General features: G+C 54.3%; 26 protein-coding genes. 15 read left to right on the top strand and 11 right to left on the bottom strand.

The window, feature by feature from the left end:
- Nucleotides 1–5: 5 nt before the first annotated feature.
- From ACMAZB_RS02205 to ACMAZB_RS02190, 4 genes are all read left to right on the top strand, one after another.
- The gene (locus ACMAZB_RS02205) at nucleotides 6–1,409 is read left to right on the top strand and encodes a M48 family metalloprotease (protein ID WP_435219202.1); all 1,404 of its coding nucleotides are present in this window, start codon (nucleotides 6–8) and stop codon (nucleotides 1,407–1,409) included.
- Between the two features lie 38 nt (nucleotides 1,410–1,447).
- Entirely contained in the window at nucleotides 1,448–3,157 is a 1,710-nt protein-coding gene (locus ACMAZB_RS02200) for an amidohydrolase (RefSeq protein WP_435219200.1), read from the top strand.
- Nucleotides 3,158–3,322: 165 nt separating this feature from the next.
- The gene (locus ACMAZB_RS02195) at nucleotides 3,323–5,077 is read left to right on the top strand and encodes a DEAD/DEAH box helicase (protein WP_435214051.1); all 1,755 of its coding nucleotides are present in this window, start codon (nucleotides 3,323–3,325) and stop codon (nucleotides 5,075–5,077) included.
- Nucleotides 5,078–5,697: 620 nt separating this feature from the next.
- Nucleotides 5,698–6,777: an NADH:flavin oxidoreductase gene (locus tag ACMAZB_RS02190; protein ID WP_435219198.1), complete on the top strand. Its 1,080-nt coding sequence runs from the start codon at nucleotides 5,698–5,700 to the stop codon at nucleotides 6,775–6,777.
- Between the two features lie 112 nt (nucleotides 6,778–6,889).
- Here the strand turns inward: ACMAZB_RS02190 and ACMAZB_RS02185 are convergent, their stop codons facing one another.
- The 6 genes from ACMAZB_RS02185 to tyrS all read right to left on the bottom strand — a co-directional run bounded on the left by ACMAZB_RS02185 (nucleotide 6,890) and on the right by tyrS (nucleotide 12,408).
- Nucleotides 6,890–7,447, bottom strand: coding sequence for a hypothetical protein (locus tag ACMAZB_RS02185; RefSeq protein WP_435219196.1), 558 nt, complete (start codon nucleotides 7,445–7,447; stop codon nucleotides 6,890–6,892).
- Between the two features lie 54 nt (nucleotides 7,448–7,501).
- Nucleotides 7,502–8,152 carry an MBL fold metallo-hydrolase gene (locus tag ACMAZB_RS02180; protein WP_435214046.1) on the bottom strand — a complete coding sequence of 217 codons (651 nt, stop codon included), beginning with the start codon at nucleotides 8,150–8,152 and terminating at the stop codon, nucleotides 7,502–7,504.
- Entirely contained in the window at nucleotides 8,149–9,465 is a 1,317-nt protein-coding gene (locus ACMAZB_RS02175; protein ID WP_435219194.1) for a dicarboxylate/amino acid:cation symporter, read from the bottom strand. The genes ACMAZB_RS02180 and ACMAZB_RS02175 overlap by 4 nt, the downstream gene beginning before the upstream one ends.
- The gene (locus tag ACMAZB_RS02170; RefSeq protein WP_435219192.1) at nucleotides 9,466–9,753 is read right to left on the bottom strand and encodes a hypothetical protein; all 288 of its coding nucleotides are present in this window, start codon (nucleotides 9,751–9,753) and stop codon (nucleotides 9,466–9,468) included.
- Between the two features lie 169 nt (nucleotides 9,754–9,922).
- Nucleotides 9,923–10,942 (bottom strand): beta-N-acetylhexosaminidase, encoded by a 1,020-nt coding sequence (gene nagZ / locus ACMAZB_RS02165; protein WP_435219190.1) that lies wholly within the window; start codon nucleotides 10,940–10,942, stop codon nucleotides 9,923–9,925.
- A gap of 173 nt (nucleotides 10,943–11,115) precedes the next feature.
- Nucleotides 11,116–12,408 carry a tyrosine--tRNA ligase gene (gene tyrS, locus ACMAZB_RS02160; RefSeq protein WP_435219188.1) on the bottom strand — a complete coding sequence of 431 codons (1,293 nt, stop codon included), beginning with the start codon at nucleotides 12,406–12,408 and terminating at the stop codon, nucleotides 11,116–11,118.
- Between the two features lie 94 nt (nucleotides 12,409–12,502).
- Between tyrS and ACMAZB_RS02155 the strand changes: the two genes are divergently transcribed.
- Nucleotides 12,503–13,930, top strand: a complete 1,428-nt coding sequence (locus ACMAZB_RS02155; protein ID WP_435219187.1) for a peptidoglycan DD-metalloendopeptidase family protein — start codon at nucleotides 12,503–12,505, stop codon at nucleotides 13,928–13,930.
- Nucleotides 13,927–15,033 (top strand): anhydro-N-acetylmuramic acid kinase, encoded by a 1,107-nt coding sequence (locus tag ACMAZB_RS02150; RefSeq protein WP_435219185.1) that lies wholly within the window; start codon nucleotides 13,927–13,929, stop codon nucleotides 15,031–15,033. Before ACMAZB_RS02155 ends, ACMAZB_RS02150 begins: the two co-directional genes overlap by 4 nt.
- A 68-nt stretch (nucleotides 15,034–15,101) precedes the next feature.
- Here the strand turns inward: ACMAZB_RS02150 and erpA are convergent, their stop codons facing one another.
- The 4 genes from erpA to argC all read right to left on the bottom strand — a co-directional run bounded on the left by erpA (nucleotide 15,102) and on the right by argC (nucleotide 17,763).
- Nucleotides 15,102–15,455, bottom strand: coding sequence for an iron-sulfur cluster insertion protein ErpA (gene erpA, locus ACMAZB_RS02145; RefSeq protein WP_435214034.1), 354 nt, complete (start codon nucleotides 15,453–15,455; stop codon nucleotides 15,102–15,104).
- 111 nt (nucleotides 15,456–15,566) lie between these two features.
- Entirely contained in the window at nucleotides 15,567–15,992 is a 426-nt protein-coding gene (locus ACMAZB_RS02140; protein WP_435214033.1) for a bactofilin family protein, read from the bottom strand.
- A 30-nt stretch (nucleotides 15,993–16,022) separates the two neighbouring features.
- Nucleotides 16,023–16,718 carry a DUF6776 family protein gene (locus ACMAZB_RS02135; RefSeq protein WP_435219184.1) on the bottom strand — a complete coding sequence of 232 codons (696 nt, stop codon included), beginning with the start codon at nucleotides 16,716–16,718 and terminating at the stop codon, nucleotides 16,023–16,025.
- Between the two features lie 13 nt (nucleotides 16,719–16,731).
- Complete coding sequence (gene argC / locus ACMAZB_RS02130) at nucleotides 16,732–17,763, bottom strand: N-acetyl-gamma-glutamyl-phosphate reductase (RefSeq protein ID WP_435220116.1); 1,032 nt, start codon at nucleotides 17,761–17,763, stop codon at nucleotides 16,732–16,734.
- Nucleotides 17,764–17,825: 62 nt separating this feature from the next.
- Here argC and ACMAZB_RS02125 point away from each other — a divergent pair, with 62 nt between their 5' ends.
- The 4 genes from ACMAZB_RS02125 to ACMAZB_RS02110 all read left to right on the top strand — a co-directional run bounded on the left by ACMAZB_RS02125 (nucleotide 17,826) and on the right by ACMAZB_RS02110 (nucleotide 21,342).
- A complete protein-coding gene (locus tag ACMAZB_RS02125; protein ID WP_435216091.1) occupies nucleotides 17,826–18,245 on the top strand; it encodes a CopD family protein in 420 nt (139 codons plus the stop codon).
- Between the two features lie 71 nt (nucleotides 18,246–18,316).
- On the top strand, nucleotides 18,317–19,597 hold the full coding sequence (gene hemL, locus ACMAZB_RS02120; RefSeq protein ID WP_435219182.1) for a glutamate-1-semialdehyde 2,1-aminomutase: 1,281 nt from the start codon (nucleotides 18,317–18,319) through the stop codon (nucleotides 19,595–19,597).
- A gap of 10 nt (nucleotides 19,598–19,607) precedes the next feature.
- A complete protein-coding gene (gene hemB / locus ACMAZB_RS02115; protein ID WP_435219180.1) occupies nucleotides 19,608–20,612 on the top strand; it encodes a porphobilinogen synthase in 1,005 nt (334 codons plus the stop codon).
- A 52-nt stretch (nucleotides 20,613–20,664) separates the two neighbouring features.
- Entirely contained in the window at nucleotides 20,665–21,342 is a 678-nt protein-coding gene (locus ACMAZB_RS02110) for a delta-aminolevulinic acid dehydratase (RefSeq protein WP_435219178.1), read from the top strand.
- Here the strand turns inward: ACMAZB_RS02110 and ACMAZB_RS02105 are convergent, their stop codons facing one another.
- Nucleotides 21,343–21,927: an NUDIX hydrolase gene (locus tag ACMAZB_RS02105; RefSeq protein WP_435219176.1), complete on the bottom strand. Its 585-nt coding sequence runs from the start codon at nucleotides 21,925–21,927 to the stop codon at nucleotides 21,343–21,345.
- Nucleotides 21,928–22,139: 212 nt separating this feature from the next.
- Between ACMAZB_RS02105 and ACMAZB_RS02100 the strand changes: the two genes are divergently transcribed.
- From ACMAZB_RS02100 to ACMAZB_RS02080, 5 genes are read left to right on the top strand one after another with little or no spacing between them, the layout of a single operon-like run.
- Nucleotides 22,140–23,141: an adenosine kinase gene (locus tag ACMAZB_RS02100; protein ID WP_435220115.1), complete on the top strand. Its 1,002-nt coding sequence runs from the start codon at nucleotides 22,140–22,142 to the stop codon at nucleotides 23,139–23,141.
- A gap of 57 nt (nucleotides 23,142–23,198) precedes the next feature.
- Nucleotides 23,199–23,558: a pentapeptide repeat-containing protein gene (locus tag ACMAZB_RS02095; RefSeq protein ID WP_435219174.1), complete on the top strand. Its 360-nt coding sequence runs from the start codon at nucleotides 23,199–23,201 to the stop codon at nucleotides 23,556–23,558.
- Between the two features lie 7 nt (nucleotides 23,559–23,565).
- On the top strand, nucleotides 23,566–25,314 hold the full coding sequence (locus ACMAZB_RS02090; protein WP_435219172.1) for a protein-disulfide reductase DsbD family protein: 1,749 nt from the start codon (nucleotides 23,566–23,568) through the stop codon (nucleotides 25,312–25,314).
- The gene (locus ACMAZB_RS02085) at nucleotides 25,311–25,805 is read left to right on the top strand and encodes a copper chaperone PCu(A)C (protein ID WP_435219170.1); all 495 of its coding nucleotides are present in this window, start codon (nucleotides 25,311–25,313) and stop codon (nucleotides 25,803–25,805) included. Before ACMAZB_RS02090 ends, ACMAZB_RS02085 begins: the two co-directional genes overlap by 4 nt.
- Nucleotides 25,806–25,818: 13 nt before the next feature.
- Nucleotides 25,819–26,883, top strand: coding sequence for a DUF2333 family protein (locus ACMAZB_RS02080; protein WP_435219168.1), 1,065 nt, complete (start codon nucleotides 25,819–25,821; stop codon nucleotides 26,881–26,883).
- Nucleotides 26,884–26,999: the final 116 nt, after the last annotated feature.

The following is a 26,999-nucleotide window of genomic DNA, read 5'->3' as shown; positions in this document are numbered from 1 at the left end:
GACCTATGAAAACTCTGACATCCCTGACCCTGCTTTTGATGATGACCGCCTGTGGCAGCACCGGAGGGCCTTCCTCTACAGTGACCGTAGGGGGCAGGCAAGTAGAAGTGCCTGAAGTAACGGTCGATGAGCATCAGCGCCTCATAGACACCATTGGCATTTATGACGACCCCGAAACAGCGGCGTATATCAATGCAATTGGGCAGCGTTTGGTCGCAAACTCTTCCCGACCCAACGATACCTTTACGTTTACCCTGCTCGACTCACCGGATATCAACGCCTTTGCCCTGCCGGGTGGGTTTATATATGTCAATCGTGGCTTGCTGGCTTACCTTGAAACAGAGGCTGAGCTGGCGGGTGTTATTGCCCATGAGATAGGCCACATCACAGAAAACCACCACAGCCGGCGGTCAACCCAGCAAACAACAACCACCGTGCTGGCCACCACCGCCTACATTCTTACCGGCAGCGGTGACCTCTATGACGCCGCGCAAATGTACGGGGCCGAAGTTGTCAGTGGCTTTGGACGGGATATGGAACTGGAGGCAGACGCTGCGGGAGCCGAATTTATGCACCGCTCTGGCTACGATGCCGACGCCTTGCTATCGGTTATTGGTGTATTAAAAGACCAAGAAATGTACCGACGCGTTCAGGCCAAAGCTTCCGGCAAACCCACAGGCACTTACCACGGCTTATATGCCAGCCACCCCCGAAATGACCTGCGCCTGCAGACGGTGATTAAGACAGCTAACACCCTCGATATTGATGACCAGCCTGAAAACCCTGAGGCCCCAGGCGTGTTCCGCAATCGTGTTGAAGGTCTCGTCTTTGGAGCCAGCGCCCAGTCTCAAGCCGAGGACAATCGGTTTTATCACAACAAATTAGATTTCACTTTCCGCTACCCCGAGGGCTGGTCGGTAGCCCAAGGTTCAAGAGATGTCACCGTTAGTTCAAAGGACGGTAGCGCCTCCGTAGCGATCACCCTTTCCCGCTTGGATGCAGGGGTAACACCCGCTGACTATTTAACCAGCACAGCATCTGGAGCGTTAAGCGATCAACGTGAGCTTGAGCAATTTGGCCTCAAGGGCGGCACCGCAATAGCAACAGCCGGAGCAAGTGCGAAGCGTTTAGCCGTGCTCGATCATAAGTACCGCTTTCTTTTTGAGGGTACAGGCAGTGACGCGGATGCCTTGGTCATTATTGAGAGTTTTCGACCCTTACTGCCCAAAGAGAAAGCAAAGGGCCCCAGCCGCACGCTGCACTATGTTCAGGTACCCCGGGGTGCCACGCTCAAAAGCCTCGCATCCGGCGCCCGCGTCCCTGATGCCGAGGATCAGCTGCGACTGATTAACGGCTATTACCCCGTGGGCGAACCCCGCATTGGCGACTGGATTAAAACCATTCGCTGAGGGAGACTCTCAACACTTGTTACCGGTTTGAGAACACTATGAAAGCCTTATCGCGCACAGTGCTATGTTTGATCCTCGGTTTTTGGCTCACCACAGTACAAGCCGAAGTCACGATTTACACCGCGGCGTTAATACGCACCATGGAGCCCGCATTGCCTGAGGCCACTGCAGTCGCCGTGCAAGACGGGCGCATTGTGGCGGTAGGCACCCTCGACGACATGGAGCCCGTCCTGCGTATCCGCGGCGGGAAAATTGACCGTCGGTTTGAAGGTCGCATACTCGTCCCCGGATTCATTGACCCCCATGTACACCCGACCTTACCCGCCATTCTGACGCAGTTCCCCTTTTTAGCGCCTGATGACTGGACGCTGCCAACGGGAGAGTTCCCGGGCGCAACCACACCAAAAGCTTACAAAAATCGACTCCAAGCACTGGCTGCTCAGCATAACGATCCCAGCACACCTTTTATCGCCTGGGGCTATCACCCCCTGTGGCACGGCGAGGTTTGGCGCGATGATTTAAATACGTGGTTTGGTGACCAACCCGTGATGATTTGGCACCGGTCGTTCCATGAAATTATTGGTAACGATGCGGCCTGGGACATGCTGGGGGTCACTCCAGAGGATGCGGCGTTAACACCTGAAGCCAACTGGGACAAAGGACACTTCTATGAGGGCGGCCTAAAAGCTGTGGTCGGTAAATTAAGCTTTCTCTTCGAACCCGCTCGCTTTAGTAAGGGCATGCAAAATTTTCTCGAAATGATGCATCAAAGCGGTGTCACCACCGCGCTAGATATGGGGACCGGTGTTTTCGGCGATCCCATACGCGAAATAAACGGTATACGCGCCGTCGCTGAAGCCTATCCGGTACCCTCGCGCATCATCCTGACTCCAATCATCCTAGACTTCATGGCGCGGCAAGTGCCGCCGGAAGCCGCACTGGCCGAGGTAAAAAGCTGGCAAGCGAGCAGTTCTGGTCGAGTCACGGTCGGCAATCATTTCAAACTCATGCTGGACGGCGCCATCTTCAGCGGTCTAAGTCAGTTCGGAGCGCCGGGCTACCTCGATGGCCATGAAGGCGTTTGGATGGCGCCTAGAAAGGCTACCCACGACTATGCCCGGACCTTTTGGGATGCCGGGTTTCAATTACACGCCCATGCCAATGGCGATGCAGCGGCGGGCTGGTTTATTGATTTATTGGAAACCCTGCTGAGAGAATCGCCGCGCTCTGACCACCGCATGACCCTCGAACATTTTGCCTACAGCACAGAGGACCAAACGCGGCAGCTTAAAACTCTGGGAGCGCTGGTTTCTGCGAACCCCTATTACCACTACATTTTGTCGGAGTTGTACGCAGAGAACTGGCTAGGCAAAGATCGGGCCGGGCAAATGGTCAGGCTGGGAAGTTTAGAGCGGGCAGGAATCCCCACGGGGCTGCACTCCGACAGCCCTATGGCGCCCCTATCGCCGCTAACGCTCATCTGGGCCGCAAGCGCCAGGGAAACCATCGGTGGCACACCGGGGATTGCCAGTGAGGCCCTCTCAAGAGCTCAGGCCTTGCGCGGCGTCACTATTGATGCGGCCTGGATTTTAGGGATGGAGGACGATTTGGGCTCAATCCGTGCCGGAAAAATCGCTGATTTTACGGTGCTCGACGAGGATCCAATGACAGTGCCTGATGAGAAATTGAGAGACATTAAGGTGATCGGGACCGTATTTGCGGGGCAATCTTATCCAGTCTCAAAATAAGTCCAAGAGGTAAAATTTCGGAGCGGATGCCTGCCAAAGAAGGCCTCTAACTCCCTGAAAACCCCAAAAGATCACTTAAAAAACACGGAAAAATGCGCTGTTAATTAGGTTGTCGAGCCATGCCGTGGCGCGTAGGGTGTGCATCCCCTGAGAGGACTACCCGCCATGAGCACCCCAGATTCACAGCCCAGCCGCTTCAATGCGTTGGGATTACCGGACTTTCTACAGGAAAACCTGCAGAGTCTTGGCTATGAGACCGCCACACCCATCCAAGCAGGAACCATCCCGCTGTTACTGGAAGGGCGCGACGTCGTAGGCCTGGCACAAACCGGTACTGGGAAGACCGCGGCGTTCGCGTTACCTATTCTCGCAAACATAGATGTCAAGGTTCGTAGCCCACAGGCACTAGTACTGTGCCCCACTCGGGAACTCGCCCAGCAGGTCGCCGATGCCTTCCGTAGCTATGGCCGAGGCATGCCGGGTCTGAGAATTTTAAGCATTTTTGGCGGCGCCGATATGCGGCAGCAACTAAAATCTTTACGCGAGGGCACACATATCGTTGTCGCCACCCCGGGAAGGCTATTGGATCATATTGAGCGTCGCAGTATCGATTTGACGGGCATCAATGCCGTCGTCCTCGATGAGGCCGATGAGATGTTGCGCATGGGTTTTATCGACGATGTCGACACAATCTTGGCGAAAACCCCAAAACAGCGCAAAGTCGCCCTGTTTTCAGCCACCATGCCCAAGCGGGTTCGCGACATTGCCAACAAGCACCTCAGTAACCCCGCTGAAATATCAGTAGCAGCCGCAGCAACAACCAACGAAAACATTGAGCAATGCTACTGGCTGGCCAAAGGCGCCAGCAAACTTGAAGCTTTAAAGCGCCTACTGGCTTTTGAAGATACCGAGGGTGTGATTGTCTTTACTCGAACCCGTGAGAGCACCACGGTAATCGCCGAGCAGCTCCGACAGACTGGCCTTAAAGCATCGCCGCTCAATGGTGATATGGACCAGAAAATGCGGCTACGAACCGTCAGCGATTTAAAAAGCGGGGCACTCGATGTCTTAGTCGCCACCGACGTCGCCGCTCGCGGTCTCGACGTTGAGCGCATCACACATGTGATCAACTATGACGTGCCCTTCGATGAAGAAGCTTACGTTCATCGTATTGGTCGTACAGGTCGTGCAGGACGCAAAGGCAAAGCGATTTTATTCGTCGTGCCTCGAGAACGTCGCATGCTGCGCAATATCGAGCGTCTAACGCGACAATCGATCCCAGAAATTAAGCTGCCTTCGGTGTTGGCCATCGATGCCAAGCGCCGTGAGGCCTTTGCCGACAGTATTCGTACTGCCCTTGCAGATCCGATGCAGGCAGAGCTAGAAGAAATTATTGATACACTGAATAAAGATCCCGACTGCGACTACCGCAGTATTGCCGTTGCCCTAGCCGGCATGCTGCACAATCCCGGGGTCGGCAAAGGTGCGAGGCACGCTAAAGGCGAAAAGCACGCACCCTACGGGACTAAAGACGCACGTGACGAGAAGCCTAAAAAGCCTAACCGCAAAGAACGTCGGCAAGGTTTACAGAAAAAATCCGCTTCTCCTGAGTCAGATGCGCCTTCCGCACCAAAAAACGAAAAGCACCTCGGTGAAGCACGCCCCCTGAGAGACCACCCCGATGTTCCAATGGAGCGCTTCCGCGTGGAGGTAGGCCGCAAGCATGGGGTGAAACCCGGCGAGCTGATGGGTGCCATCGCCAACGAGGCGGGAATCGAAGGCCAGTATATTGGCATGATCAATATTCTGGAGGAGTGCTCCACTATTGATTTGCCAGAGGGCATTCCCAAGTCAATTCTCAAGCACTTGAAAAAAACTCGAGTTAAAGGCGTACATCTAGCCATGGGCCGCGTCGCTTAGAGCCGATTACCCGGTGGGGCTTGCACGTCGGAATTGGCTTACTCTCCAGAGCTTAGTTAGGGCTTAGTGCTAGGCCTTCCTGCTAGGCCCTCCTGCATGGCGCCCCATATCGACAGCTCATGCTCCGCCTGAGATAGCGTAGAGGGCACTTCGAGCTACCGATAGACTAATGATAGGCCCGCCTGTTTAAGCATTAAAGGCTAAGGGATGCTCAGCTAGACTGACCAGTACCCCTGTTGAACTCTATCGGTTAATGCTACTGAGCAGTGCTGAGCAATAACATTATCGATTCACACTATTGATTAACGCTATCGATTCACAAGAAAGACACCTTGCCCCGCGTGTTAACGCCGCCTTTTCCCAGCAGGCCAGCCCTTTGAAAGCCCCTCTTTGATAAAAACCTGAACTTTGAAACGACTCAGAGCACCCTGGGCTTTTCACATTACGTGCTTTAAATAATGCCTCTTCAGGGCCTATACTTTGCTTCGAATTTCGCACGGCTAAGCCAGACGCAATACTGCCTAGTCATCACTACCCATTAGTCCATACGCTTGCCGGCAAACTCAGTCCTCGGCATTTGGATTCATAACTGCGCTACTGATCGCGCTACAGGATTTTCCATGACTGCCCAGCTATCTGATGCCCTGCCACTCAACAACGGCACCGAGCTTAAAAATCGCTTTATGCTCGCACCGCTTACCAATTTGCAAAGCGGTGCCGATGGCGTACTGAGTGACGACGAGTACCAGTGGCTGACGTATCGCGCTGAGGGCGGATTTGGGCTCACCATGACCTGCGCTGCTTCAGTGCAACACTCAGGCGTCGGATTTCCCGGACAACTCGGTGCTCACGACGACCGACATATTGCAGGCCTAACCCGTCTGGCAGCGGGCATCAAAGCCCACAACAGCCATGCGGTGGTGCAACTGCAACACAGCGGCATGCGCGCTCAACCCGACTACTGCTCCGGGGTCCCTCAATGCCCTTCAGACGACGAAGAAACGGGCTCAAAGGCTATGAGTGACGAGCAGGTACAAGCCCTGATTGACGATTTTATCGCCGCGGCAGAACGTTGCCAGAAAGCGGGCTTTGACGGGGTAGAGCTTCACGGCGCCCACGGCTACTTGCTTTCTGAGTTTCTAAGCCCTCAATACAACCAGCGGGATGACCGTTACGGGGGCAACGCCGAGAATCGAGCTCAAATACTTTGGGAAGTCATAGAAGGGGTTAATAAACGTTGTGGCCGGGGCTTTAGTTTGGGTGTGCGCCTGTCACCAGAACGCTTCGGTCAGCGTACCGCAGAAATCAGAGATCTCGCCGGGGCGTTGCTAATCGACGAGCGGCTTGATTACCTCGATATGTCACTCTGGGACCTCACCAAGCCCGCTCACGATGAGGAATTTGAGGGGCAGTCGCTGCTCGAAATTTTCACTGAACTGCCACGCAAAGGCGTCGCTCTAGGCGCGGCCGGTAAACTCTACAGTGCAGCTCAGTGCCAAAGCGCCCTCGATCAGGGTCTCGATTTTGTCATGGTTGGGAGGGGCGGCATTTTGCATCATGATTTTCCAGACCTCGCTATAGCTGATCCTGAGTTTGTCATGGCTGACTTACCCGTCACCCGAGAGCACCTGCGACAGGAGCGCCTTGGCCCACCCTTTATTGACTATATGGCGAGCTGGAAAGGTTTTGTTGCAGACTGAGCTCAGCCACTTCGTAGCGCGGGCCTGCATTCTGTAGGAGTCATGGGCTGTAAAGCGCCATGTTACAGGGCCATGTCTTACAGCAGGCCGGGCCCTCAGCACAGTCATTGCATTACTCGTAAGCTCTGGCAACCAGCCCTCTGACCAAGCCCAGCCGAAGGCCAATTTCTTCTCGGGTACAAAGGCCCATGCCGGTTCCCATTGCGTAAAGCAGCGTCGTAGGCTGTTCTTGTCGCAATGGAGACAAGGCGAAAAGACGATTGACCAGCGCTTCCCCCATGACCCTGAATTCACCCCAAAAGGTGGCATCAGTTCCCGGCGGAATAGCGATACCACAGAGGCCCTTCATAGCCTCCGCCCCCAGGAGTTCAAGCGCCGTCTCTCCGGGAACTGTTTCTGGATGGGTCATGGATAACGCATACACTAGGCCCAAACACCACCCAGATCTTTCGACTTTTGTTTGCTGCCCTTGTCCCTCATTACCAATACGCATGGCATCGGCCGCCGCGTAAGCGACCGCAGTGACAAGGGTTGTGTACGTCAATACAGACAGTGCCTGACTTTGCTGGTGCTTGGTCAACCCACCGGCTTGCTGATCAATGGCGCCCCAAATGAGCTCTCTCAACCGCGGGTAGTTACTACCATCGGGATCGGCGATCTGGTCAAACATAGCCAGATAGGCCTGTTTAAACCCACCAATTTGCTCGCGATCTATCAAAAACTGTTAACCAAATCGGGTATCAGCCACAAACGGGTTTGAGGCGCGTTCACGGCCGAAGGTGGAATCGGGCCCGTGTCCGGGAATAAACTGAATGTCGTCACCCAAAGGAAATAACTTCTCGCGGATCGACTTAATAAGGTCTTCATGGTTTCCCATGGGGAAATCAGTTCGGCCAATCGATCCCGCGAAAATGACATCGCCCACCCACGCTAACTTTTGCGAGGTGTGAAGAAACACCACGTGCCCGGGTGTATGCCCGGGGCAGTGAATCACTTGAAACTCAGCCTCTCCTACTGTGACGGTCTCCCCGTCCTTCAGCCAGCGATCGGGCTCAAACGCATCCGCGTGAGGGAAGTTGGCCATTTGGCACCACTCAGGCAATTTATCAATCCAAAATCTATCGCCTTCCTCAGGGCCTTCGATAGGAACTTCAAGGCGCTGGCGCAACACATCGCTGGCGGCACAGTGGTCCATATGGCCGTGAGTCAGCAATATCTTTTCAACTTGCGCACCCATCTTTTCAACAGCGGCAAGTATCTTTTCAATGTCGCCACCCGGATCAACAATGGCGGCCTTGCCCGTTGCCTGACACTGCACAATTGAGCAGTTCTGCTGATACGGCGTAACCGGAACGATTGTCACGGCAAGTGTCATGGAACCTCCGAAGTCTCGGCAGCAGCCGCCTCTAATCCCACATCACTATCGGCGTGGGGATCGTTATAAATGGTCTCATCGAGCTGGCCCTCTCGGTGCGCCACTATCGTCGCAACCGTGGCGTCACCGGTAACGTTGACCGCAGTGCGAATCATATCGAGCAACCGATCAACGCCAATAATAAGGGCAACACCTTCAACGGGCAGGCCAGCTTGGGTGAGCACCAAGGATAACGTAATGAGCCCCACACCTGGGACGGCGGCCGTTCCAATAGAAGCCAAGGTCGCCGTCAAAATTACCATGAGCAGCTGCATGGCACTGAGCTCAATGCCATAGACTTGTGCGATAAATACGGTGGCCACTCCCTGCATGATCGCCGTGCCGTCCATATTGACGGTTGCCCCCAGAGGAATCGCAAAACCGGCCACACTCTTGGGCACTCCCAGCCGCTTCTCGACGGTGCGCAGAGTCACCGGGAGGGTCGCGCCCGACGACGCTGTCGAAAACGCAAAAGCCCAAACACGGCGCATCTTGCTGCGAAGTATGCCCGGACTGAGGCCCGTTGTAGCTTTGAGTAGCAACCCGTAAACCACGACTCCATGGAAAATAAGCAAGCCTGACAACGTAAGGAAATACGCGGCAAGGTTAACAATCGTGCTGAAACCCATGGTCGCAAACAGTTTGATGAGAAGAGCAAAGACGCCCCAGGGTGCCAACTCGATCATGACACCCACCATTTTCATAACAATGGCTTCCATATCTCGGAACCAACCCGCTACGCGTTGCCCGGCTTCACCGGCTCGAGTCAGGGAATAGCCCACCAAAATGGCAAACACGATCACCTGCAGCATTTCACCTTGGGCCATAGCAGCAAACGGATTAGATGGGAAAATATTGACCAGCACATCGGTCAAGGGTGGCGGCATTTTTGGATCAAAAGCTGTAGGAGAATCGACCTGTAACCCTTTCCCTGGACCCAAAACGGACGCACCAACCAAGCCCAGAGTCACGGCTGTTGCTGTCGTCAGTAGATACAGACCAATGGTGCGCCCAGCGATGGCACCCATTCTCGCGCTGTGCCCCAAAGACGCCATACCGCAAATCAAGGACACCAATACCAAGGGGACAACCAGCAATTTAAGCGAAGCGATGAATATCCTACCGACAACATCGAACAGTCCAAAAATAAGATAGGTATTGATAAATTGGGCCAGTGACGAATCGGCATCGATTGTTGCCAGCAACACTTCAAGGCCCGACCCCAGCACAATGCCGGCAGCCATCGCCATTAAGATTCGATTGGTCAACGACATTTAGTTTTCCTCACAAGGACCATCGGTCCAACTATTAACCACAACATCGGCGCAGGCATTGCACCCCGATGGATAAGTTGCTGCACCTCCTGACACCAAAGTGGCGCAAACAGGGCGATACTCCATGGTGCACACCATAGGCCGCGGTTCACTACACTGAATGCTTGCAGCGCTCTCCACGTCCGAGGCATTTTTAGCATTATCGTCTTTAGACATCCCAGTGCCCGACATCGGTGCACAGTTCACTAAAACGATGATCAAAAACAGGGGCAATACCACACGCAACATGACTTATTTTCCTTACACGACTGGAATTATCAGCGTCCTCTCGACACGCATCCTACGATAATAGTCAGGCGGCTGATCAGATGCACGTTGTAAACATCAGCGATCGGCTCCCTGTTACTGGGGCATAACCGTAACAACGGTCAGCGCCGAGTAGCACTTTGCTTAACCCTTAAGCACCCTGCATTAGCCGGTCACGCTCCGCCAGCAGATCAGCCTGCAGTGCTGCGATTTCCGGTGCCGATGGTGGAGGAACCCAGATCGACATTGCCTCGGACAGCCGCCTTTGACATGCCGCCGTGGCTACCGGCAGCTGCTCTGCCAACCCACGCATGTCAGACATTCGCCCCCAGCAATTTAAAACCACATCACAGCCGGCAGCCAAAGATTGGCAGCCCGACAGCGGAACGGGGCCCTCAAGCGCTTTCATGTCGAGGTCATCTGTCATTAAAAGGCCATCAAAACCTATCTGTTCGCGGATGACCTCGCGGATTACGGCCGGGGATAAGGTAGCGCACCGTTGGTCGTCCCACGCGTCGTAAACAATGTGCGCTGTCATGGCCATAGGTGCATTAGCCAAAGCCTTAAAGGGTGCCAGGTCTCGGCTCAAAGCTTCGGCGGACACCGTTACCCGAGGCAGGGCTTCATGGCTATCGGCTAGGGCGCGGCCGTGTCCGGGTATGTGTTTAATCACACCGACAACACCGGCCTTGGCGAATCCTTCCAATAGCGCAGCGCCAAGCGCAGCAACAACCTGTGGCTCAGATCCAAAAGCACGATCACCAATAATGTCGTGAGCGCCAGGCTCAGGGACATCAAGCACCGGCGCACAGTTAACGGAAATCCCCAGCGCGGCGAGATCAAGTGCCAAAGCTTGGTAATTACAAACCACAGCCGCTCTTCCACGTTCAGGTGACTGGTCATAAACATGGGCAAATTCCAAAGCCGGAGGCCAAGTACGCCAATGAGGTGGCCCCAGTCGGGCTACTCGCCCCCCCTCCTGATCGATAAGAATGGGTAAATTATCTCGCCCAGTGTGATGTTTTAGGGCATCGGTTAGTAACTTAACCTGTTGCGGATTTTCAATATTGCGCGCAAATAAAATGAAACCTAGGGGGTCAACACGGCGAATCAATTCCACTTCTTCGGCGGTTAAGGTCAAACCGGATAAACCGAAAATAGCCGGCAACACTAGCGGAAGTCCTGCGCCAAACCGTGCCCATAGTCAGGCAAGCAAGTGCCATCTTGGAGAATCACTGACAGAAGGCCTACACGCAGGGGTATCGAGGAAGGGGTTCTACAATTCTGGCGCAGTGAGGCCCCAAAATACCCGTTCATGAACTGACCTTTAACGCGTTCATCAATTTAGGCTGCCGTGAAAAGATGGTATTTTTTCTTGCCCAAACGCACGATCCAGTACTGGTTATGCAGGGCGTTCTCAGGGCGAAAACAGGTTGCCGTATCAATAGGGGGCTCACCTTCAACAGGGATTCCGTTAATAAACACCGCTTTGTTTTTCAAGGCATCTTTAACCTGCTTGCCCGACGTCACCATGCCAACATCACTGAGTAACTGGGTGAGTGTAGGCGCCATTTCCCCGGCCTTGAGCGCAGTTGTTGGTAAGCCATCGAGGGCTAATTGCTCTAGGTCATCGGGGCCCAGTGTGTAAGCTTCACCTACGAATAACGCTTGGGTAATACGCTGGGCGGCCGCTAGCCCCTCTTCACCATGCACGAGCTTGGTGACCTCGTCCGCCAATATCTGCTGTCCCTGAGGTCGCCCTTCTCGGTTGGCATCCGCTTCTTCAATAGCCGCAATGTCTTCGACCGGCAAAAAGGTGAAGTACCTTAAAAACTTATACACATCTTTATCGGACGTATTCAGCCAAAATTGATAAAAGCTGTAGGGCGACGTTTTATGTGCATCCAGCCAAATCGTGCCACTTTCAGTTTTACCAAACTTGGTACCGTCGGCTTTTTCCACCAGCGGCATGGTCAGACCGAACACCTGACCCCCATGTAACCGCCGAGTGAGATCTATACCTCCTGTGATGTTGCCCCATTGATCAGAGCCACCAATCTGCAGACCGCAGTCATGCTGTCGGTAGAGCTCAGAAAAATCATAAGACTGAAGAATCATGTAGGTAAATTCGGTGAAACTAATCCCCGAACCCTCGCGCTCGATTCGCTGTTTCACCGACTCTTTTTGAATCATGTTGTTAATGGAGAAATACTTGCCCACATCTCGAAGGAATGTCAGCACGTCCATATTGGCGGTCCAATCGAGGTTGTTAACGACTTTGGCGCTGTTTTCACCCGTGAAATTTATAAATTGACTCACTTGGTGCTGCAGCTTGCTCACCCAGTTTGCGACCACATCAGGCGTATTCAAGTTGCGCTCGGCCGCCTTGAAACTCGGATCACCAATCAAACCCGTAGCACCACCTACTAACGCCAGGGGACGATGCCCTGCCAGCTGAAAGCGCCGCAGCATGAGCAAAGGCACCAGAGACCCAATATGCAAGCTGTCAGCCGTAGGATCGAAGCCGCAATACAAGGTGCGGGGCTCAGCATCAAGCCACTCAGCCAAGGTGTCTTCCCCAGCAATTTGAAATATGAGACCCCGGGCGCGCAGGTCAGAGAGTAGTGCGCTGGACATAGCGTAAAGTCTGGTTGCAAAGTGTTTGTGTATTATCCCACATTTTTACCCATGAACCTCGGGCGGTCTTCTCTTGTGTGCTTTTAGAGGGCTAGTGAACTCGCGTATACTTTGGCCTCAAGCTAATTGGAGTGACCTTGGGTTGTTCGAACGTCGGAAACCTAAACGCAGAGGCGCGACCCCGCTAACCGCGCCCAGCCCCGAACCTCGCCGATACCACCCTTGGGGGCTGGTAACGCTGGCGGCTGCGGGCATGTTTATGGCCATTTTGGTCATTTCAGGATCGAATGATGCTGACACGACGGCTGAAAACCCGGTCGCCGCTAACGACGTTGAGGCCCCACAACCCACCCTAGAGTTTGTTGTTGTCGACGCGGTCGCTATTCCCCAGCCAGCACCTTGGCATGAAGAGACGGTCCGTGAAGGCGACAACCTATCGTTAATTTTTGCAAGAGCGGGCTTTTCCGAACGGGACGTGTACGAGGTCAGCCGCACCGACGGAGGACGGGGACTTCGGAAGATTTTTCCGGGACAGACGATCGCCTTCAGGACTGGCGCGACCGGCGAACTCGACCAAGTCAAACACAGTGAGTCCAAGCTGAAATGGACCGTGTTTTCCCGCAAGGGCAATAACTTCGAGAGCCGCGTTACCCAGCGCACGACAGAGCTGCGCCAAGAAAGTGCGATTCTGCGTATTCAATCCTCACTTTTTTTAGCCGGGCAGCGCGCGGGACTGTCTAACCGCGTCATTATGGGACTTGCTGACGTCTTTGGCGGCGTTATCGATTTTGCGCTGGACCCCCGGGTTGGCGACACCATTGAACTCGTTTACGAAGCGCAGTGGCTCGATGGTGAAAAATACGCCGATGGCGCCATTATTGCCGCTGCCTTTACGAATCGAGGCACAACCTTTGATGCTTTTCGGTACACCGACAGCCAAGGTGATATGAGCTACTACAACAGCGAAGGCGTGAGCATGCGCAAGGCGTTTTTAAAAGCCCCACTAGACTTTACCCGCGTCAGCTCCAACTTTAACCCCAATCGGCTTCACCCTATTTATAAAACCAAGCGACCTCATCGGGGCACCGACTATGCCGCCCCGCGGGGTACGCCAGTCTATGCCGCGGGCGACGGCCGCATCGTGGAAGCGGGTTACACCCGAGCCAACGGCAACTATGTGTTCATTCAACACGGTGAAAGCTACAAGACCCACTATCTGCACCTCCACAAACGCAAGGTCAAGCAGGGCCAGCGCGTGACTCAGGGTGACATTATCGGCACCGTCGGCTCCACCGGTGCAGCCACAGGTCCACACCTTCATTATGAATTTTTGGTGCGGGGTGTTCATCAGAATCCCCGACGCGTGCACAAGTCATTACCCAAAGCGAAGTCCTTGCCGGAAAGCGAGATGGCTCGCTTCAAATCAACCGTGCAAGCACCCCTGCAGCAGCTGGCGGCCCTCTACCAAGATAACCGTTTGGCGCTGGGACAGCAGTCCACAGGCAGCACCGGTGGCGAGTGAGTGAGACGCGATTTTTTGTCGGCCTGATATCAGGCACCAGCGTTGATGGGGTAGATGCTGTTGTCTTGGCACTCAGAAATAACCAGCTGGATATCCTAGCCTGTCACAACGAACCCTACGCAGAACCTCTGAGGCTAGCAGTGCTCAGCCTCTGCCAGCCCGGCATTAGCGAAATCGATCGCCTGGGTGTTGTTGACCGAGACGTCGCTGATACCTTTGCCAAAGCCGCTCTCATTGTTATTGAAAAGGCCAATCTGAAAGCCGGCGATATCGAAGCCATCGGGAGTCATGGTCAGACTATTAGGCACCGTCCATCAGAGGCCAAGAGCTTCACTTTACAAATTGGTGATGCCAATCGGATCGCTGAGTTAACCGGCATTACCACTATTGCGGATTTTCGACGACGGGATATCGCAGCAGGTGGGCAGGGTGCTCCGCTGACCCCCGCCTTTCATCGCGTCGCCTTTGGCATTAGCGGCAACGCCACGGCGGTCGTCAATATTGGTGGCATTTCAAATATCACCCTATTCGACGACAGCAATACCCTCGTGGGATTCGATAGTGGTCCGGGCAATACGCTCATGGATGCATGGACTCGTAAACACCTCGATCAAGCATTTGACCGCGACGGCCTCTGGGCCGACAGCGGTCGAGTCGATGAGGACCTACTGGAACGGTGTCTTGATGACCCCTACTTTTCCGCCCCTGCACCCAAGAGCACGGGGCCAGAATATTTTAATCTTGAATGGCTCGATGAGCGGTTAGACATGCTGCCTAATCAAGCTCGGCCCGAGGACGCACAACGGACGTTACTTGAGCTTACCGCTAGGAGCATCGCCGCTGCACTGGACAATGAACCCCTCGCCCAGCTCGCTGTGTGCGGCGGCGGCGCCAAAAATACGTCATTAATGGCCCGCCTGAGCGAGCTGCTTTACCCTACGCACGTGATCACAACAGCGGCATTGGGTATCGATCCCGATTGGGTAGAAGCGGCGGCTTTCGCTTGGCTTGCTTCGAGAACCGTAGACGGCCTCCCGGGTAACGAGCCTTCAGTCACGGGCGCAGCGGGCTATCGTATTTTAGGAGCTGTGTTTACAGGCTAGAAACCGACAGGAGGCCGGTCACTGCGAGGCCATCCAAAGAGGCACCAAAGAGCCAACTAGCGGCGGGCTTAAATCGAAAAAGAGGCCCCGCATCCGCAGGTCGTGACCGCGTTGGGGTTGTTCACCACAAACCGTGCGCCTTCGAGGCCCTCGGTGTAGTCGACTTCAGAGCCCACGAGATATTGATAAGACATTGCGTCAATCACCGCCACAACGCCATCTCTCTCGATCACCCAGTCGTCTTCGGCGCGATCTTCGTCGAAGGTAAAACCGTACTGAAAACCCGAGCAGCCACCGCCAGTAATATAGACCCGCAACTGCAGTGCCGGGTTACCCTCGTCGGTGACCAGATCTGACACCTTGCGAACTGCGTTTTCGCTGAGGCGGATTTCATTGGGATCAAACGCTTCTACAACACTCACGGGACTCACCGATTAGACATTTCTGTTGAAAGTTTACCCTAAGACAGCGCCCGACAAAATACGGCAGCCACCGGCCATCAAGGGAAAGTCATACCGCCTGCAGTAAAGGGTTTATTGCCCCTCTTCTGCAGCACGTCGCTCTCGCTGCGCCGCTAGGTCCTCAACGCGTGCGCTGACGTGGCGCAGACCGCCATTGACCTTACACCCCACAGCCATCTCGATGAGATTGTAATAAACATCGCCATCAACTTCAGCCTTGTCTGACAATTCCAAGCGCTCGGCACTGTGGATATCGCCCTTCACCGCACCATTGACCATTGCGGAAGGCACATGAATGGAGCCTTCAACCTGACCGCCCTCCATGACTCGCAGCATGGACTCTTTACCCTCGGCCGACGTAATCGAGCCCACTACTCGCCCTTCAACGTCTAAATTTCCCGAAAAACTGATATCCCCCGTTACCACCGCATCTGATGCAATTAATGTTGTCGAACCTTGAACGCTGGTTAACGGTCGGGTTTCTTTGCGCCCCATCATAGTGAACTCCGTGATGTCTTGTTGTTTAACTTACAAGGTATACACCATTACTTCGCCCCAGTCATGGGCTGCGGAGACTCTGTTGGCCTTGGGTTTTCGCAAGGCCACGTCAACTTCTACACGCTCTGGTGTGAATCCCGGCGGTAGCAGAACCTCTCCCTCAAACCGCTGAAAATAGCGAAAGTTAATCGTTAATGGCTGCCCTGCAAGCCGCCCATCAAGGTCGCGAAGATTCATTACCACAGGCTGACCTTGAACCCTTCCCACAACTCGCAGCTTCAACTCACCGATGAAACGAGCCTCAGCGGGCTGCCCTTGATGCACAACCAATTCGTAACGCCATCGTAGGGGATCTGCCGTTGGGCCAAATCGGGGCACCCGCAAACGTACCCCCTCAGCGAGTTCCTCCGGTGCCATCACCTCTCGGTAAAACGCCAGCTCACCCTCAAGCTCTGTGTTGACGCCGCGACTTTGAGCTAGGGACTCCATTAACGTGCTGAGGGTCTGCTTGTCGAGTTCGGCTCGGGTTTCCAATTCGCTGATACGCGCCCGGAATTCATCACTGCCGTCATTGATCGGCACACGGCTAATTGAGCCGTAGCGATGGCCTGTCCCATAAGCAAGCAACACCAGCAGGACGAACGCCAGAACCAAAAGCACGCGCACAAGCAAAGTTTTACGTGGGTGATCACGCCGTATAACGGTTCGAGGATGATGGCGCGCCACTAACGTTTTTCCCTTAGGGGGTCACAGAGATGAGTTCAAGGCCCCGTACTTCAGGGAGCCCCAACATAATATTCATAGCCTGCACCGCCTGACCAGAGGCACCCCTTGTGAGATTGTCTATTGCTGCCGTCACAACGACGGTGCTGCGATCCTGAGGTACTGTCACAGACAGCTGACAGCGATTGCTGCCACGCACATACCGAGTATCGGGTTGTTCACCCGCTGGCAGAACGTCAACAAAGGTTTCATCGGCATAGTAGGCCTCAAACAGCCCCTGACAATCCGTAGTGTCGTTTTTCAACTGAGCAAATAAGGTCGCCAGAATGCCTCGACTCATCGGCACCAGATGAGGTACGAAGGTGAGCCGCACCGGCGCACCTGCCAAATGTGCAAGACCCTGTTCTATTTCAGGGAGGTGCCGGTGCCCAGCGACACCATAGGCCTTAAAGCTTTCACTCGCTTCGGTCAAAAGACTGGGGATTTTTCCTTGTCGACCAGCACCACTAACACCGGAGGCACAACTCGCGATTAATGGCTGTAATTCAACGGCACCCGCCCTCAAAAGTGGTAAAAATCCTAGCTGCACGGCGGTGGGATAACACCCCGGGCAAGCCACCAAGTTGGCATCGACGATAGCGGCTCTGCTGACCTCGGGTAGGCCATAGACAGCGCTTGCACAAAGATCTGGGCTCGTGTGTGGCTCTCCGTACCATTGTGACCAAAGTTCAGGGTCTTGCAGGCGATAATCCGCGGACAAGTCGACCACCCGAACCCCTGCCTCAAGCAATTTAGGCACGCTGCGCATAGCAACATTATGAGGGGTGGCGAAGAACACTAGGTCGCAGTCCAGCAGCTCAGGGGAGTCTGGGTCGGTAAAAACCAAGTCTGTGTGACCTCGAAGCGTAGGAAAAAGCGCGTCGAGGCGTCGACCAATTTCAGTTCGCGAGGTCACCACCTGAACTGACACATCCGGGTGCTTCAGCAACAGGCGCAGCAATTCGACGCCGGTGTAGCCTGTCGCTCCAATTATTCCTACCTTGACCATGAGATCCCCGTGTTCTGATATGGTAGTGCGCATAGTAACGGACATTATACGTCGAGGATGCCATGCTCTGGGTTCAGGCCTTACATGTTATTTTTATGGTCTGCTGGTTTGCTGGCCTTTTTTACCTGCCACGCATCTTTGTCTACTACGCACAATCCGACGACGTAACCACGCAACGCACTCTTGCCACCATGGCGCGTAAGCTGTTTAAGTTCGTCACCCCTTTCATGGTGTTAACCGTCATCTTCGGCCTTTGGCGGTTAAGTTTTCAATGGGAGTATTACCTGAGCTCTAGCTGGATGCAGCTTAAGTTGCTCGGCGTGGCCTTCTTGATCGCCTATCATGTCCAGTGCGGCATCTACATGGGGCGCATCAACCGAGGTGAAGACAATAAATCCCATGTTTTCTATCGATTTTTTAACGAGGCCCCGGTTCTTGTGTTGTTCGCCATTGTTGGCCTGGTTTACTTGCGGCCGTTTTAATTGAGTACTTTCTGGACGCGTCCAGCCCTGCGATAATATTTCATCACTAATCCAAATTAAGCTGAGTTGTTATGAACCGATCTGAAGCATTGTTCGAGCGCGCCAAAAATACGATACCCGGGGGAGTGAACTCACCGGTGCGCGCCTTTAAAGCTGTAGGGGGAACCCCGCGCTTCATGGATCGCTCCGACGGCGCTTACATTTGGGACGCGGATGGCCAGCGCTACATTGATTACGTGTTGTCATGGGGCCCCATGATCATGGGGCACAATCACCCCGAAGTGCGAGAAGCTGTTATTAAAGCCGCTGAAACGGGCTTAAGTTTTGGCTGCCCCACTGAAATTGAGTGCGAAGTCGCTGAACTGATCATTGATTACGTGCCCAGTGTAGAGCTTGTGCGCATGTGCAGCTCGGGTACTGAAGCCACCATGAGCGCCCTGCGGCTAGCACGAGGGGCAACCGGTCGAGACAAAATCGTCAAATTTGAAGGCTGTTACCACGGTCATTCCGACTCGCTGTTGATAAAAGCCGGATCTGGAGCTCTCACCTTTGGAGTACCCAGCTCACCGGGTGTTCCTGAAGTCTTGGCGCAGCACACAGTGACCCTGCCCTTTAATGATATCGACGCACTCGGGGTCGCCTTTGAGGAAATAGGCTCAGAGCTTGCCTGCGTGATCATCGAGCCCATAACCGGCAACATGAACTGTATTTTGCCCGAACCGGGTTTCCTTGAAACACTGCGCGAGCTTTGCACGCGGCATGGCGTGATATTGATTTTCGATGAGGTGATGACAGGCTTTCGCTTCGGCACGCAATGCGCTCAAGGTTGGTTGGGCATTACACCTGACCTCACCTGCTTCGGAAAGGTGATTGGCGGCGGCATGCCCGTTGGCGCTTTTGGAGGCCGTCGAGATATTATGGAGCACATTTCGCCGTTAGGTCCGGTCTATCAGGCAGGGACCTTGTCAGGCAACCCAGTCGCCATGGCTGCGGGGCTCACCTGCCTGCAAATTATTGGCCGTGATGGATTTTATGACGCTCCTTTCCGGCACACCGAACAGCTGGCTCAGGGGATGCAGGGCGCCGCAGATAAAGCGGGGGTTCCCTTTACCACCAACCATGCGGGCACCATGTTCGGCGGGTTTTTCACCGACGAACCCAAGGTCACCCAGTACAATCAGGTGATCAACAGTGATACCGAGCGCTTTAGCCAGTTTTTCCACAGCATGCTCGACAGCGGCATCTATTTAGCGCCGGCATCCTTCGAGGCCGGTTTTATGTCCGCAGCACACAGTGATGCTGATATCGAAGCCACCATAGACGCTGCTGCGAAAGCATTTGCCAGTTTGTGAGGAGACCAATATGACCACGGCAAGAGGACCGTTTCCACAGACCCGCATGCGCCGCCTTCGAGCCCAACCCTTTTCCCGGGCGCTGGTTTCCGAAAACACGCTGACGGCACAAGATCTTATTTATCCGGTGTTTGTTTTAGAAGGCGAGCAACAAACCGAAGTTATTGCATCAATGCCCGGTATCGAGCGACTCAGCGTTGATCTACTGATTGAGCAAGCCCGAGAAGCCGTTGACCTTGGCGTGTCGGCTTTTGCGTTGTTTCCCGTTGTGGGGCCCGAACACAAGTCGTTGGACGCGGAAGCCGCTTGGGATCCCAACGGTTTGGTACAACGCACCGTGGCAGCACTCAAACATGCAGTGCCAGAACTCGGCATTATGACTGACGTCGCCCTCGACCCCTACACCACCCACGGTCAAGACGGCATTATTGACGACACGGGCTATGTGCTTAACGACGTCACAACCGAGACGCTCGTCAAACAAGCACTTTCCCACGCGGCTGCGGGCGCTGACTGTGTGGCCCCTTCGGATATGATGGATGGCAGAATTGGGGCGATCCGTAATGCCCTAGAGCAGGCCGGCCACGTTAATACGCTGATCATGGCCTATGCCGCCAAGTACGCCTCCAGTTACTACGGCCCATTTCGCGATGCCGTGGGCTCAGCAGGCAACCTCAAGGGTGGCGACAAGAAAACCTATCAGATGGATCCGGCTAATCTCAATGAGGCCATACATGAGTGTGCCCTCGACCTTAACGAGGGCGCCGACATGATTATGGTGAAGCCGGGCATGCCCTATCTCGACGTGGTGCGACGCGTCAAAGATGAGCTGTGCGCTCCGACCTTTGCGTATCAGGTCAGTGGCGAATACGCCATGCACCAAGCGGCCTTCGCTCAGGGTTGGCTCGACCGCGACACCGTGACACTGGAGTCCTTGCTAGCCTTTAAACGCGCTGGGGCCGACGGCATCTTGACCTATTTCGCTTTAGAAGCCGCACGGCTCCTCAAAAAGTGACCTCAAAGCAGAATTGACCGCCGTGACCCGTGGGCTGCTAGCAAGGACCTCTATGTCTATACATCTCATAGCTGTCGCTGCACTTTTGTGGGCGCACCTCGGGTTAGCCGACGAAAGCACCAATGAGAATCCGATTGCCGCCTGCTCCTGCCTTTGGCAGGGCAGTTTCACCGAGGTCGCCAACGACGCCGACCTTATTATGCTCGGAGCGGTAACCGAACACCGAGGCAATGCGGCGGATTTTGCCATTGAAGAAATACTTCTCGGACCCGACTGGCACACCAACGTGCGTGTTTGGCTGAAAGCCAGAGACTATTGCCGACCCGATATTGAAAACTTCCCGGTGGGAAGCCGCTGGGTTCTTGCGCTGCAACACATCGATAAGCTGCCCCAAAATGCCTTCGATCCCTCGACGCCAAATATCAGTTACGGACGCCTCGATGACTGGGTCCTCTCCAGCTGCGGCGGCTATTTTCTGCAAGCTCATGGCGGCACCGTTAGCGGCAATCTTATCCCCGGAACACCCCGCTGGGATTTTGACCCTGACATGAACCCGGTTCTGATCGATTTACTTCGCAGCCATTTACTGGGCAACGTGGGAGTAGAAACCTTAAAGAATGCGGCTCAAGAGGACCCCGAAGCCCGAGCGTTGATGCTTAACACCCGCAGCTTTTTACGCGGGCAAGACACGCTCTTGATTGAGGACAGCGAGCCCAGCACCCCACCATAGCTATTGCTCAACCGCCTCAATCAACTCATCGATCATCATCAGCGATAAGCCCCAAATACGGTTGTCCCGGTAAACATACGAATCGGACTCTACCTGCGTTCCCCGCCACTCCCACTTTAAGGGAACCCGATTATTGCGATCCATTAAGAAACTTAAGGGAACCGAAACCACCCCGTCGACTTCATAGTTCAAATCGAGCTCGGGTAATGTTTCAACCCTGTAAATAAAGGGGGCCACCAACATTTCGGGACGGTCTGCTCGCCAGCCGGTATTGACCTCACCGAGGGCACACACGGCAAAACCCAACGCATCAAGATCGAGGGCAATTTCCTCGCGGGTTTCACGGATTGCGCAAAAGCGATCGTCGATGTCTTCGGGGTCGCGCCGACCTCCGGGAAACGCCATATGGCCCGACCAGGGATCTCCCTCCCGTTTGGCGCGACGAATCATCAGCAGACAAAGCTCCCCATCGCACTCATGCAGAACAATCGCGACCGCGGCGCGACGGGTGACCTCACCGTAAGAGCGATTGGGCTTTTCGTATTGCTGCAGACGTGGCATGAGCTGTTTATAGACCAAGGGCACTAATCTCTCTCGAGGGTAAAACACGGTAAAAAAACGCGACTTACCAATTTTTGATCTGAAAAAAAGTGCGCTTAGTTTACACGCCTTAGCCACGGTGCGGTGCTGTCGCTGGAAATGTGAAGATGACAGCAATACCTCGTACCTACGGGGTCTTAAGCAGAGACATCGGTTATCATCGGCGATTCAAATTTACCGACTCAAGGACAACACCAGTGACGCAATACTCTGTTTATGCCATCGGGGCCGCATTGGTCGACACAGAAATTCAAGTGAACGACAACGAATTAGGCGCGATGGCTGTAGAAAAGGGGGTCATGACTTTGGTTGATCCAGAGCGCCAAAGTGAACTGTTAAGTCACCTAGAGGGCCATTTGGTCGGCGCCAGCCACGCTTCTGGGGGCAGCGCTGGTAACAGCATGATTGCAACCGCCCTATTTGGCGCACCTACATTTATGAGCTGCAAAGTGGCTGACGATGCCGACGGTGACATTTATCTCGCTGATCTCGAGGCATCTGGTGTCGCGCACAGCCTCAAGGACAAGCGCGGCGGTGGTACGACCGGTAAGTGCCTCGTGCTTATCACCCCAGATGCCGAGCGCAGCATGAACACCTTTTTGGGGGTGTCAGAGACTTTGTCTATTGCTGAAGTCGATGATCAGGCGATTGCAGCGTCCGACTGGGTCTATTTGGAAGGCTACCTTGTCACATCCCCTACCGGACACGAAGCAGCGCTACACACCCGCAAGGTTGCCGAAGCCAACAACGTAAAAACTGCCGTCAGCTTTTCTGACCCGGGTATGGTCATGTATTTCCGAGAGAATATGGAAAAGCTGGTGGGTGGTGGTGTCGATTTGGTCTTCTGCAATGAAGTCGAGGCCCTCGAGTGGGGTGGCACAGACAATTTAGATGAGGCCATGGAGGCCATCAAAAAAGTGGCTAAGAGTTTCGTGGTCACTTTGGGCGCCAAGGGAGCTATCGCTTTTGATGGCAGTCAATCCTTCACAATCAACGCACACACTGTGGAGGCCCTCAATACCAACGGCGCTGGAGATATGTTTGCCGGCGCTTTTTTGTATGCCCTGTCACGAGGGGAAGGTTTTGGACGGGCTGGAGAATTTGCAGTCCGCGCCGCAGGAGAAGTCGTAAAATACTTTGGACCACGCTTGCAGGCCGAGGGCTACCCCAAACTGCGCCGTGAATTTTTCGGCGATTGAACAGCCACTGGCTGAGTTGAAAGTGAACGCAGCAGATTTAATGAAGAGACCGAAACCATGAATGAACAAACTACCAAGCCCGCCATTAAGCCCGACCCGCTCTACCAAATGCTGCGACACGAGGACGTGGATGCCTTTAACGCAAGTCGCGACACGATGGATACCAGCCATCTAAAAAGTGGCGATTACCGAGGTCGCGATCTCCGCAAATTAAATGCGGCAGGACTAGATTTTTCCAATGCCTATTTTCGCAATGCCGACCTCTCCGGCATCGATTTTCGCGAAACCAATCTTCTAGGAGCAAGCCTGATGGACGCCAAAGTCTCGGGCGTCTATTTCCCAGAATCGTTAAGCCCCGAGGAAATCCGCCTGTCCTTGGACACAGGCACCCGCCTGCGTTACGACCAAAAGAGCTAAATCATTTATGGCCATCTTCAAGCCTCAAGATTTTTTTCTAGGACTGCTGCTTTGTTTGCCCCTAATGACACAGAGTCAAGGGTTAGGCGGACTCGTGGCGCAGTCCGATACATTCTTACCGGTTGAGGAGGCTTATCAACTGGAAGTGGAGGTTGTGTCAGAGCAAGAAATTCGCTTGTACTGGCAGATCGAAGATGCCTATTACCTCTACCAACACCGATTTAAAGCCAAGTTACAGGACGAACAGGGGGTCATAGATACCACCTTCGAATTTTCCCCCGCGCTAGACAAGAACGATGAATTTTTTGGTGATGTCAGTGTTTACTACAGCTATGCCGATATTCGGCTGCTGGCCGAGACGGGCTTTTCTGAGGCGCGACTATCGATCACCTCTCAGGGTTGCGCCGATGCTGGTCTTTGTTATCCACCGCATACTGAGCACTTTATCGTCAATGGCCAAACGGGAGCCGTTGTGGCTGACGATGGCAGCACCACAATGGCAGCAAAGACCCCTGGTGGGGCTGCAAAATCTGGAGAGCCACAAAGTAGCCGCACCGATCCATCGCTGTGGGTAGCACTGCTCTTCGCCTTTTTAGGCGGCATTATTTTAAATGCCATGCCCTGCGTTTTCCCGATTTTGTCCCTCAAAGTATTGGGGTTTGCTACTGGTGATCCCGGCACCCATCATCGCCATACTTGGTGGTACTTCATTGGCGTGGTTGTCAGCTTTGTAGCCGTCGCCAGCCTCTTAATGACACTCCAAAGTATGGGCTCTGCCATTGGCTGGGGGTTTCAACTGCAATCACCCGGCTTCGTCATCGCTCTCGCCTACCTGTTCACGGCCATGGGCTTGTCGCTATCAGGCATGGTGCAGTTCGGCGGCAGTTTAATGAACCTTGGAGGCAGCCTGGCGACTCAGGGCGGGAACCGCGGCAGCTTTTTCACTGGGGTTCTCGCCGTCGTAGTGGCCAGCCCTTGCACAGCGCCTTTTATGGGGTCAGCTTTGGGCTTTGCCCTGACTCAACCCGCGCCGATTGCACTAGCGGTCTTCGCCGCTTTGGGCGCAGGTATGGCAAGCCCCATGGTACTTCTCAGCTACAGCACCTTAGCGCGACGGGTTCTACCCCGTCCTGGTGCATGGATGGAAACCCTCAAAGAACTGTTGGCTTTTCCCCTTTATGCCACGGCGGTTTGGCTACTTTGGGTTGCTGGGAAGCAGGCCGGGGTCGATACCATGGCCACAGCGCTTGGGGGGCTGGTCATGCTGGCGCTGGGCCTATGGCTTTACCGCGGAAGTAAACTTCGCCGTTTTATCGCATTGCTGTGCATTGGCCTCGCACTGGTTCTCGCAACGTTGCGAGGACCCGAATCAGACGCTGGAACTGAAGCTCGGCGGGAAGGGACGGTTGTATGGTCAGAAGCAACTCTCCAAGGCCTGCGTGACGAAGGCGTTCCCGTCTTTGTCGATGTGACCGCCGACTGGTGTATTACTTGCCTCGCTAATGAGCAGGCAGTCTTATTTACCGACGCGATGACCGCGGCATTTGAAGAGCGCGGCGTGGTTTATATGGTCGCCGACTGGACTCAGTATGACCCGGTCATTGGGACGTTTGTGAACAGCCATGGTCGCAGCGGCATACCCCTTTATGTGATGTACCCGCCCAACGAAGCGCCCTTTATATTACCCCAACTACTTACCCCCGGAATTGTGCGCGATGCACTCGATCGCGTCTCCAGTGCAGGAACTGAAAAATGATTACAGCGACTTCACGCCTTAAAAGAGCCATTGGTTCTGCGCGACACCAAACCGCGAGGTGGCTAGTAGTCGCGCTCAGTGTCTGCATTAGCCCAATGTCCTACGCCCAAATGAACCTCGATCGCCTCTGGGTACGCGCCATGCCGCCCACTCAAACAATGACCGCCGCTTATGGTCAAATTACCAACGTAGGCGATGCACCCCTGACCATAACGGGCGCCAGCTCAGATATTGCAGCCGATACAACACTGCACGAAAGCCGCCAGACCGGTGATCGTGTGACAATGGTTGCCGTCACCGATAAGACGTTAGCCCCCGGTGAGGTGCTGGAGCTCAAGCCCGGCGGCTTCCATCTGATGCTAATGGGCATCAAGGAGATGCCGGCCGAGGGCTCGGAGGTGGAAATTTGTGTGCTAAGCGACGAGGATAGAGCCTGCGCAACCGCAAACGTGCAACGGGATGCCGACAGCATGAACCATCACCACCACTGAGGAGTTCAGCCTGATGTCTGTAATCGCCCGGATTCGTACCTTCCTTCAGCAAGCCAAAGACTCTTTGGTTTTGTCGGGTTTTCTGAAAACAGACAGTCCCATGAGTAAAGTCGTCGCCGGGGTCGGTGCCCTCTATGTGATCATCATCATTGTATTGGGGATCTGGTGGAGTGCGGCACCACCCGCTTTTGACATGCAATTGAAAACTCAAAACCATGCAGCAACCAGCGGACAGCCCTTGGTTCCGGGGAGTGCGACCACCCTTGCACTGATCGAAGTCATTGATACCTTGTTGGAAAAAGACGGGGGCTACACCCACAACGACCTGCTGCCACCGGGCTTGTTCATGGACAACATGCCCAACTGGGAATACGGTGTGCTCGTGCAGTCACGAGACCTTGCGAGAGCACTACGGGAGGTCTTGAGTCGCTCGCAAAGCCAATCCCGTGAAGATGTCGATCTGACGCTCGCTGAGCCAAGAATCAACTTTCAATCAGATAGCTGGATACTCCCAGCCTCTGAACGGGAGTACCGCAGCGCCAATAAATATCTGAAAGCTTACCTAGCGCGCCTTCCTGAGCGGGGCTCTGAAGGTGCCCAATTCTATGCCCGTGCCGACAACTTAGGGTTTTGGCTGGGGATGATTGAAAAGCGTCTAGGCAGCCTTTCCCAGCGCTTGTCGGCCAGTGTGGGACAGCGGCGTCTCAATACGGATTTAGCAGGGGAACCTACTGCAGCGGCTGCAACCGATGATCCCGAGGACGAAGAAATCAAAACGCCATGGTCTGAGGTTGATGATGTCTTTTATGAAAGCCGCGGGGCCGCCTGGGCATTAATCCATTTTTTAAAAGGTGCTGAAATCGATTTTGCTAGCGTCTTGGAAAAGAAGAATGCCCGGGTCAGTTTGCAGCAAATCATTAGAGAGCTAGAGGCAACACAAGCAACCGTGTGGAGCCCTATCATCTTGAATGGCTCGGGCTTTGGCCTATGGGCTAACCACTCGTTGGTTATGGCCAACTATATTTCACGGGCAAACGCCGCTCTCATTGACCTGCGCGAGTTATTGGCCCAAGGCTAACTCGACGGCACTGACAACCAAACGCTGGCAGCATGGCACGGCTCTTACAATAAGCATTCGCTGACCCCAAACATTGCACTGGAGGGCATTGCGGCCAGAGCAAACGCGTTCTTACC

It is taken from the genome of Luminiphilus sp. nBUS_07, from assembly GCF_051201685.1.
In the GTDB taxonomy this organism is placed as follows: domain Bacteria; phylum Pseudomonadota; class Gammaproteobacteria; order Pseudomonadales; family Halieaceae; genus Luminiphilus.
This window is presented reverse-complemented; position numbering and strand designations above follow the sequence as displayed.

Bases quoted from the DNA above. Each gene is read 5' to 3' on its own strand.
- ACMAZB_RS02170 (WP_435219192.1), bottom strand. From the start codon at position 9,753: ATGTTGCGTGTGGTATTGCCCCTGTTTTTGATCATCGTTTTAGTGAAC.
- ACMAZB_RS02200 (WP_435219200.1), top strand. From the start codon at position 1,448: ATGAAAGCCTTATCGCGCACAGTGCTATGTTTGATCCTCGGTTTTTGG.
- ACMAZB_RS02080 (WP_435219168.1), top strand. From the start codon at position 25,819: ATGTCTGTAATCGCCCGGATTCGTACCTTCCTTCAGCAAGCCAAAGAC.
- hemL (WP_435219182.1), top strand. From the start codon at position 18,317: ATGAACCGATCTGAAGCATTGTTCGAGCGCGCCAAAAATACGATACCC.
- tyrS (WP_435219188.1), bottom strand. From the start codon at position 12,408: ATGTCCAGCGCACTACTCTCTGACCTGCGCGCCCGGGGTCTCATATTT.
- ACMAZB_RS02125 (WP_435216091.1), top strand. From the start codon at position 17,826: ATGCTCTGGGTTCAGGCCTTACATGTTATTTTTATGGTCTGCTGGTTT.
- ACMAZB_RS02085 (WP_435219170.1), top strand. From the start codon at position 25,311: ATGATTACAGCGACTTCACGCCTTAAAAGAGCCATTGGTTCTGCGCGA.
- ACMAZB_RS02090 (WP_435219172.1), top strand. From the start codon at position 23,566: ATGGCCATCTTCAAGCCTCAAGATTTTTTTCTAGGACTGCTGCTTTGT.
- ACMAZB_RS02190 (WP_435219198.1), top strand. From the start codon at position 5,698: ATGACTGCCCAGCTATCTGATGCCCTGCCACTCAACAACGGCACCGAG.
- ACMAZB_RS02205 (WP_435219202.1), top strand. From the start codon at position 6: ATGAAAACTCTGACATCCCTGACCCTGCTTTTGATGATGACCGCCTGT.
- ACMAZB_RS02140 (WP_435214033.1), bottom strand. From the start codon at position 15,992: ATGATGGGGCGCAAAGAAACCCGACCGTTAACCAGCGTTCAAGGTTCG.
- ACMAZB_RS02195 (WP_435214051.1), top strand. From the start codon at position 3,323: ATGAGCACCCCAGATTCACAGCCCAGCCGCTTCAATGCGTTGGGATTA.
- ACMAZB_RS02180 (WP_435214046.1), bottom strand. From the start codon at position 8,152: ATGACACTTGCCGTGACAATCGTTCCGGTTACGCCGTATCAGCAGAAC.
- hemB (WP_435219180.1), top strand. From the start codon at position 19,608: ATGACCACGGCAAGAGGACCGTTTCCACAGACCCGCATGCGCCGCCTT.
- ACMAZB_RS02175 (WP_435219194.1), bottom strand. From the start codon at position 9,465: ATGTCGTTGACCAATCGAATCTTAATGGCGATGGCTGCCGGCATTGTG.
- ACMAZB_RS02185 (WP_435219196.1), bottom strand. From the start codon at position 7,447: ATGTTTGACCAGATCGCCGATCCCGATGGTAGTAACTACCCGCGGTTG.
- ACMAZB_RS02095 (WP_435219174.1), top strand. From the start codon at position 23,199: ATGAATGAACAAACTACCAAGCCCGCCATTAAGCCCGACCCGCTCTAC.
- ACMAZB_RS02110 (WP_435219178.1), top strand. From the start codon at position 20,665: ATGTCTATACATCTCATAGCTGTCGCTGCACTTTTGTGGGCGCACCTC.
- argC (WP_435220116.1), bottom strand. From the start codon at position 17,763: ATGGTCAAGGTAGGAATAATTGGAGCGACAGGCTACACCGGCGTCGAA.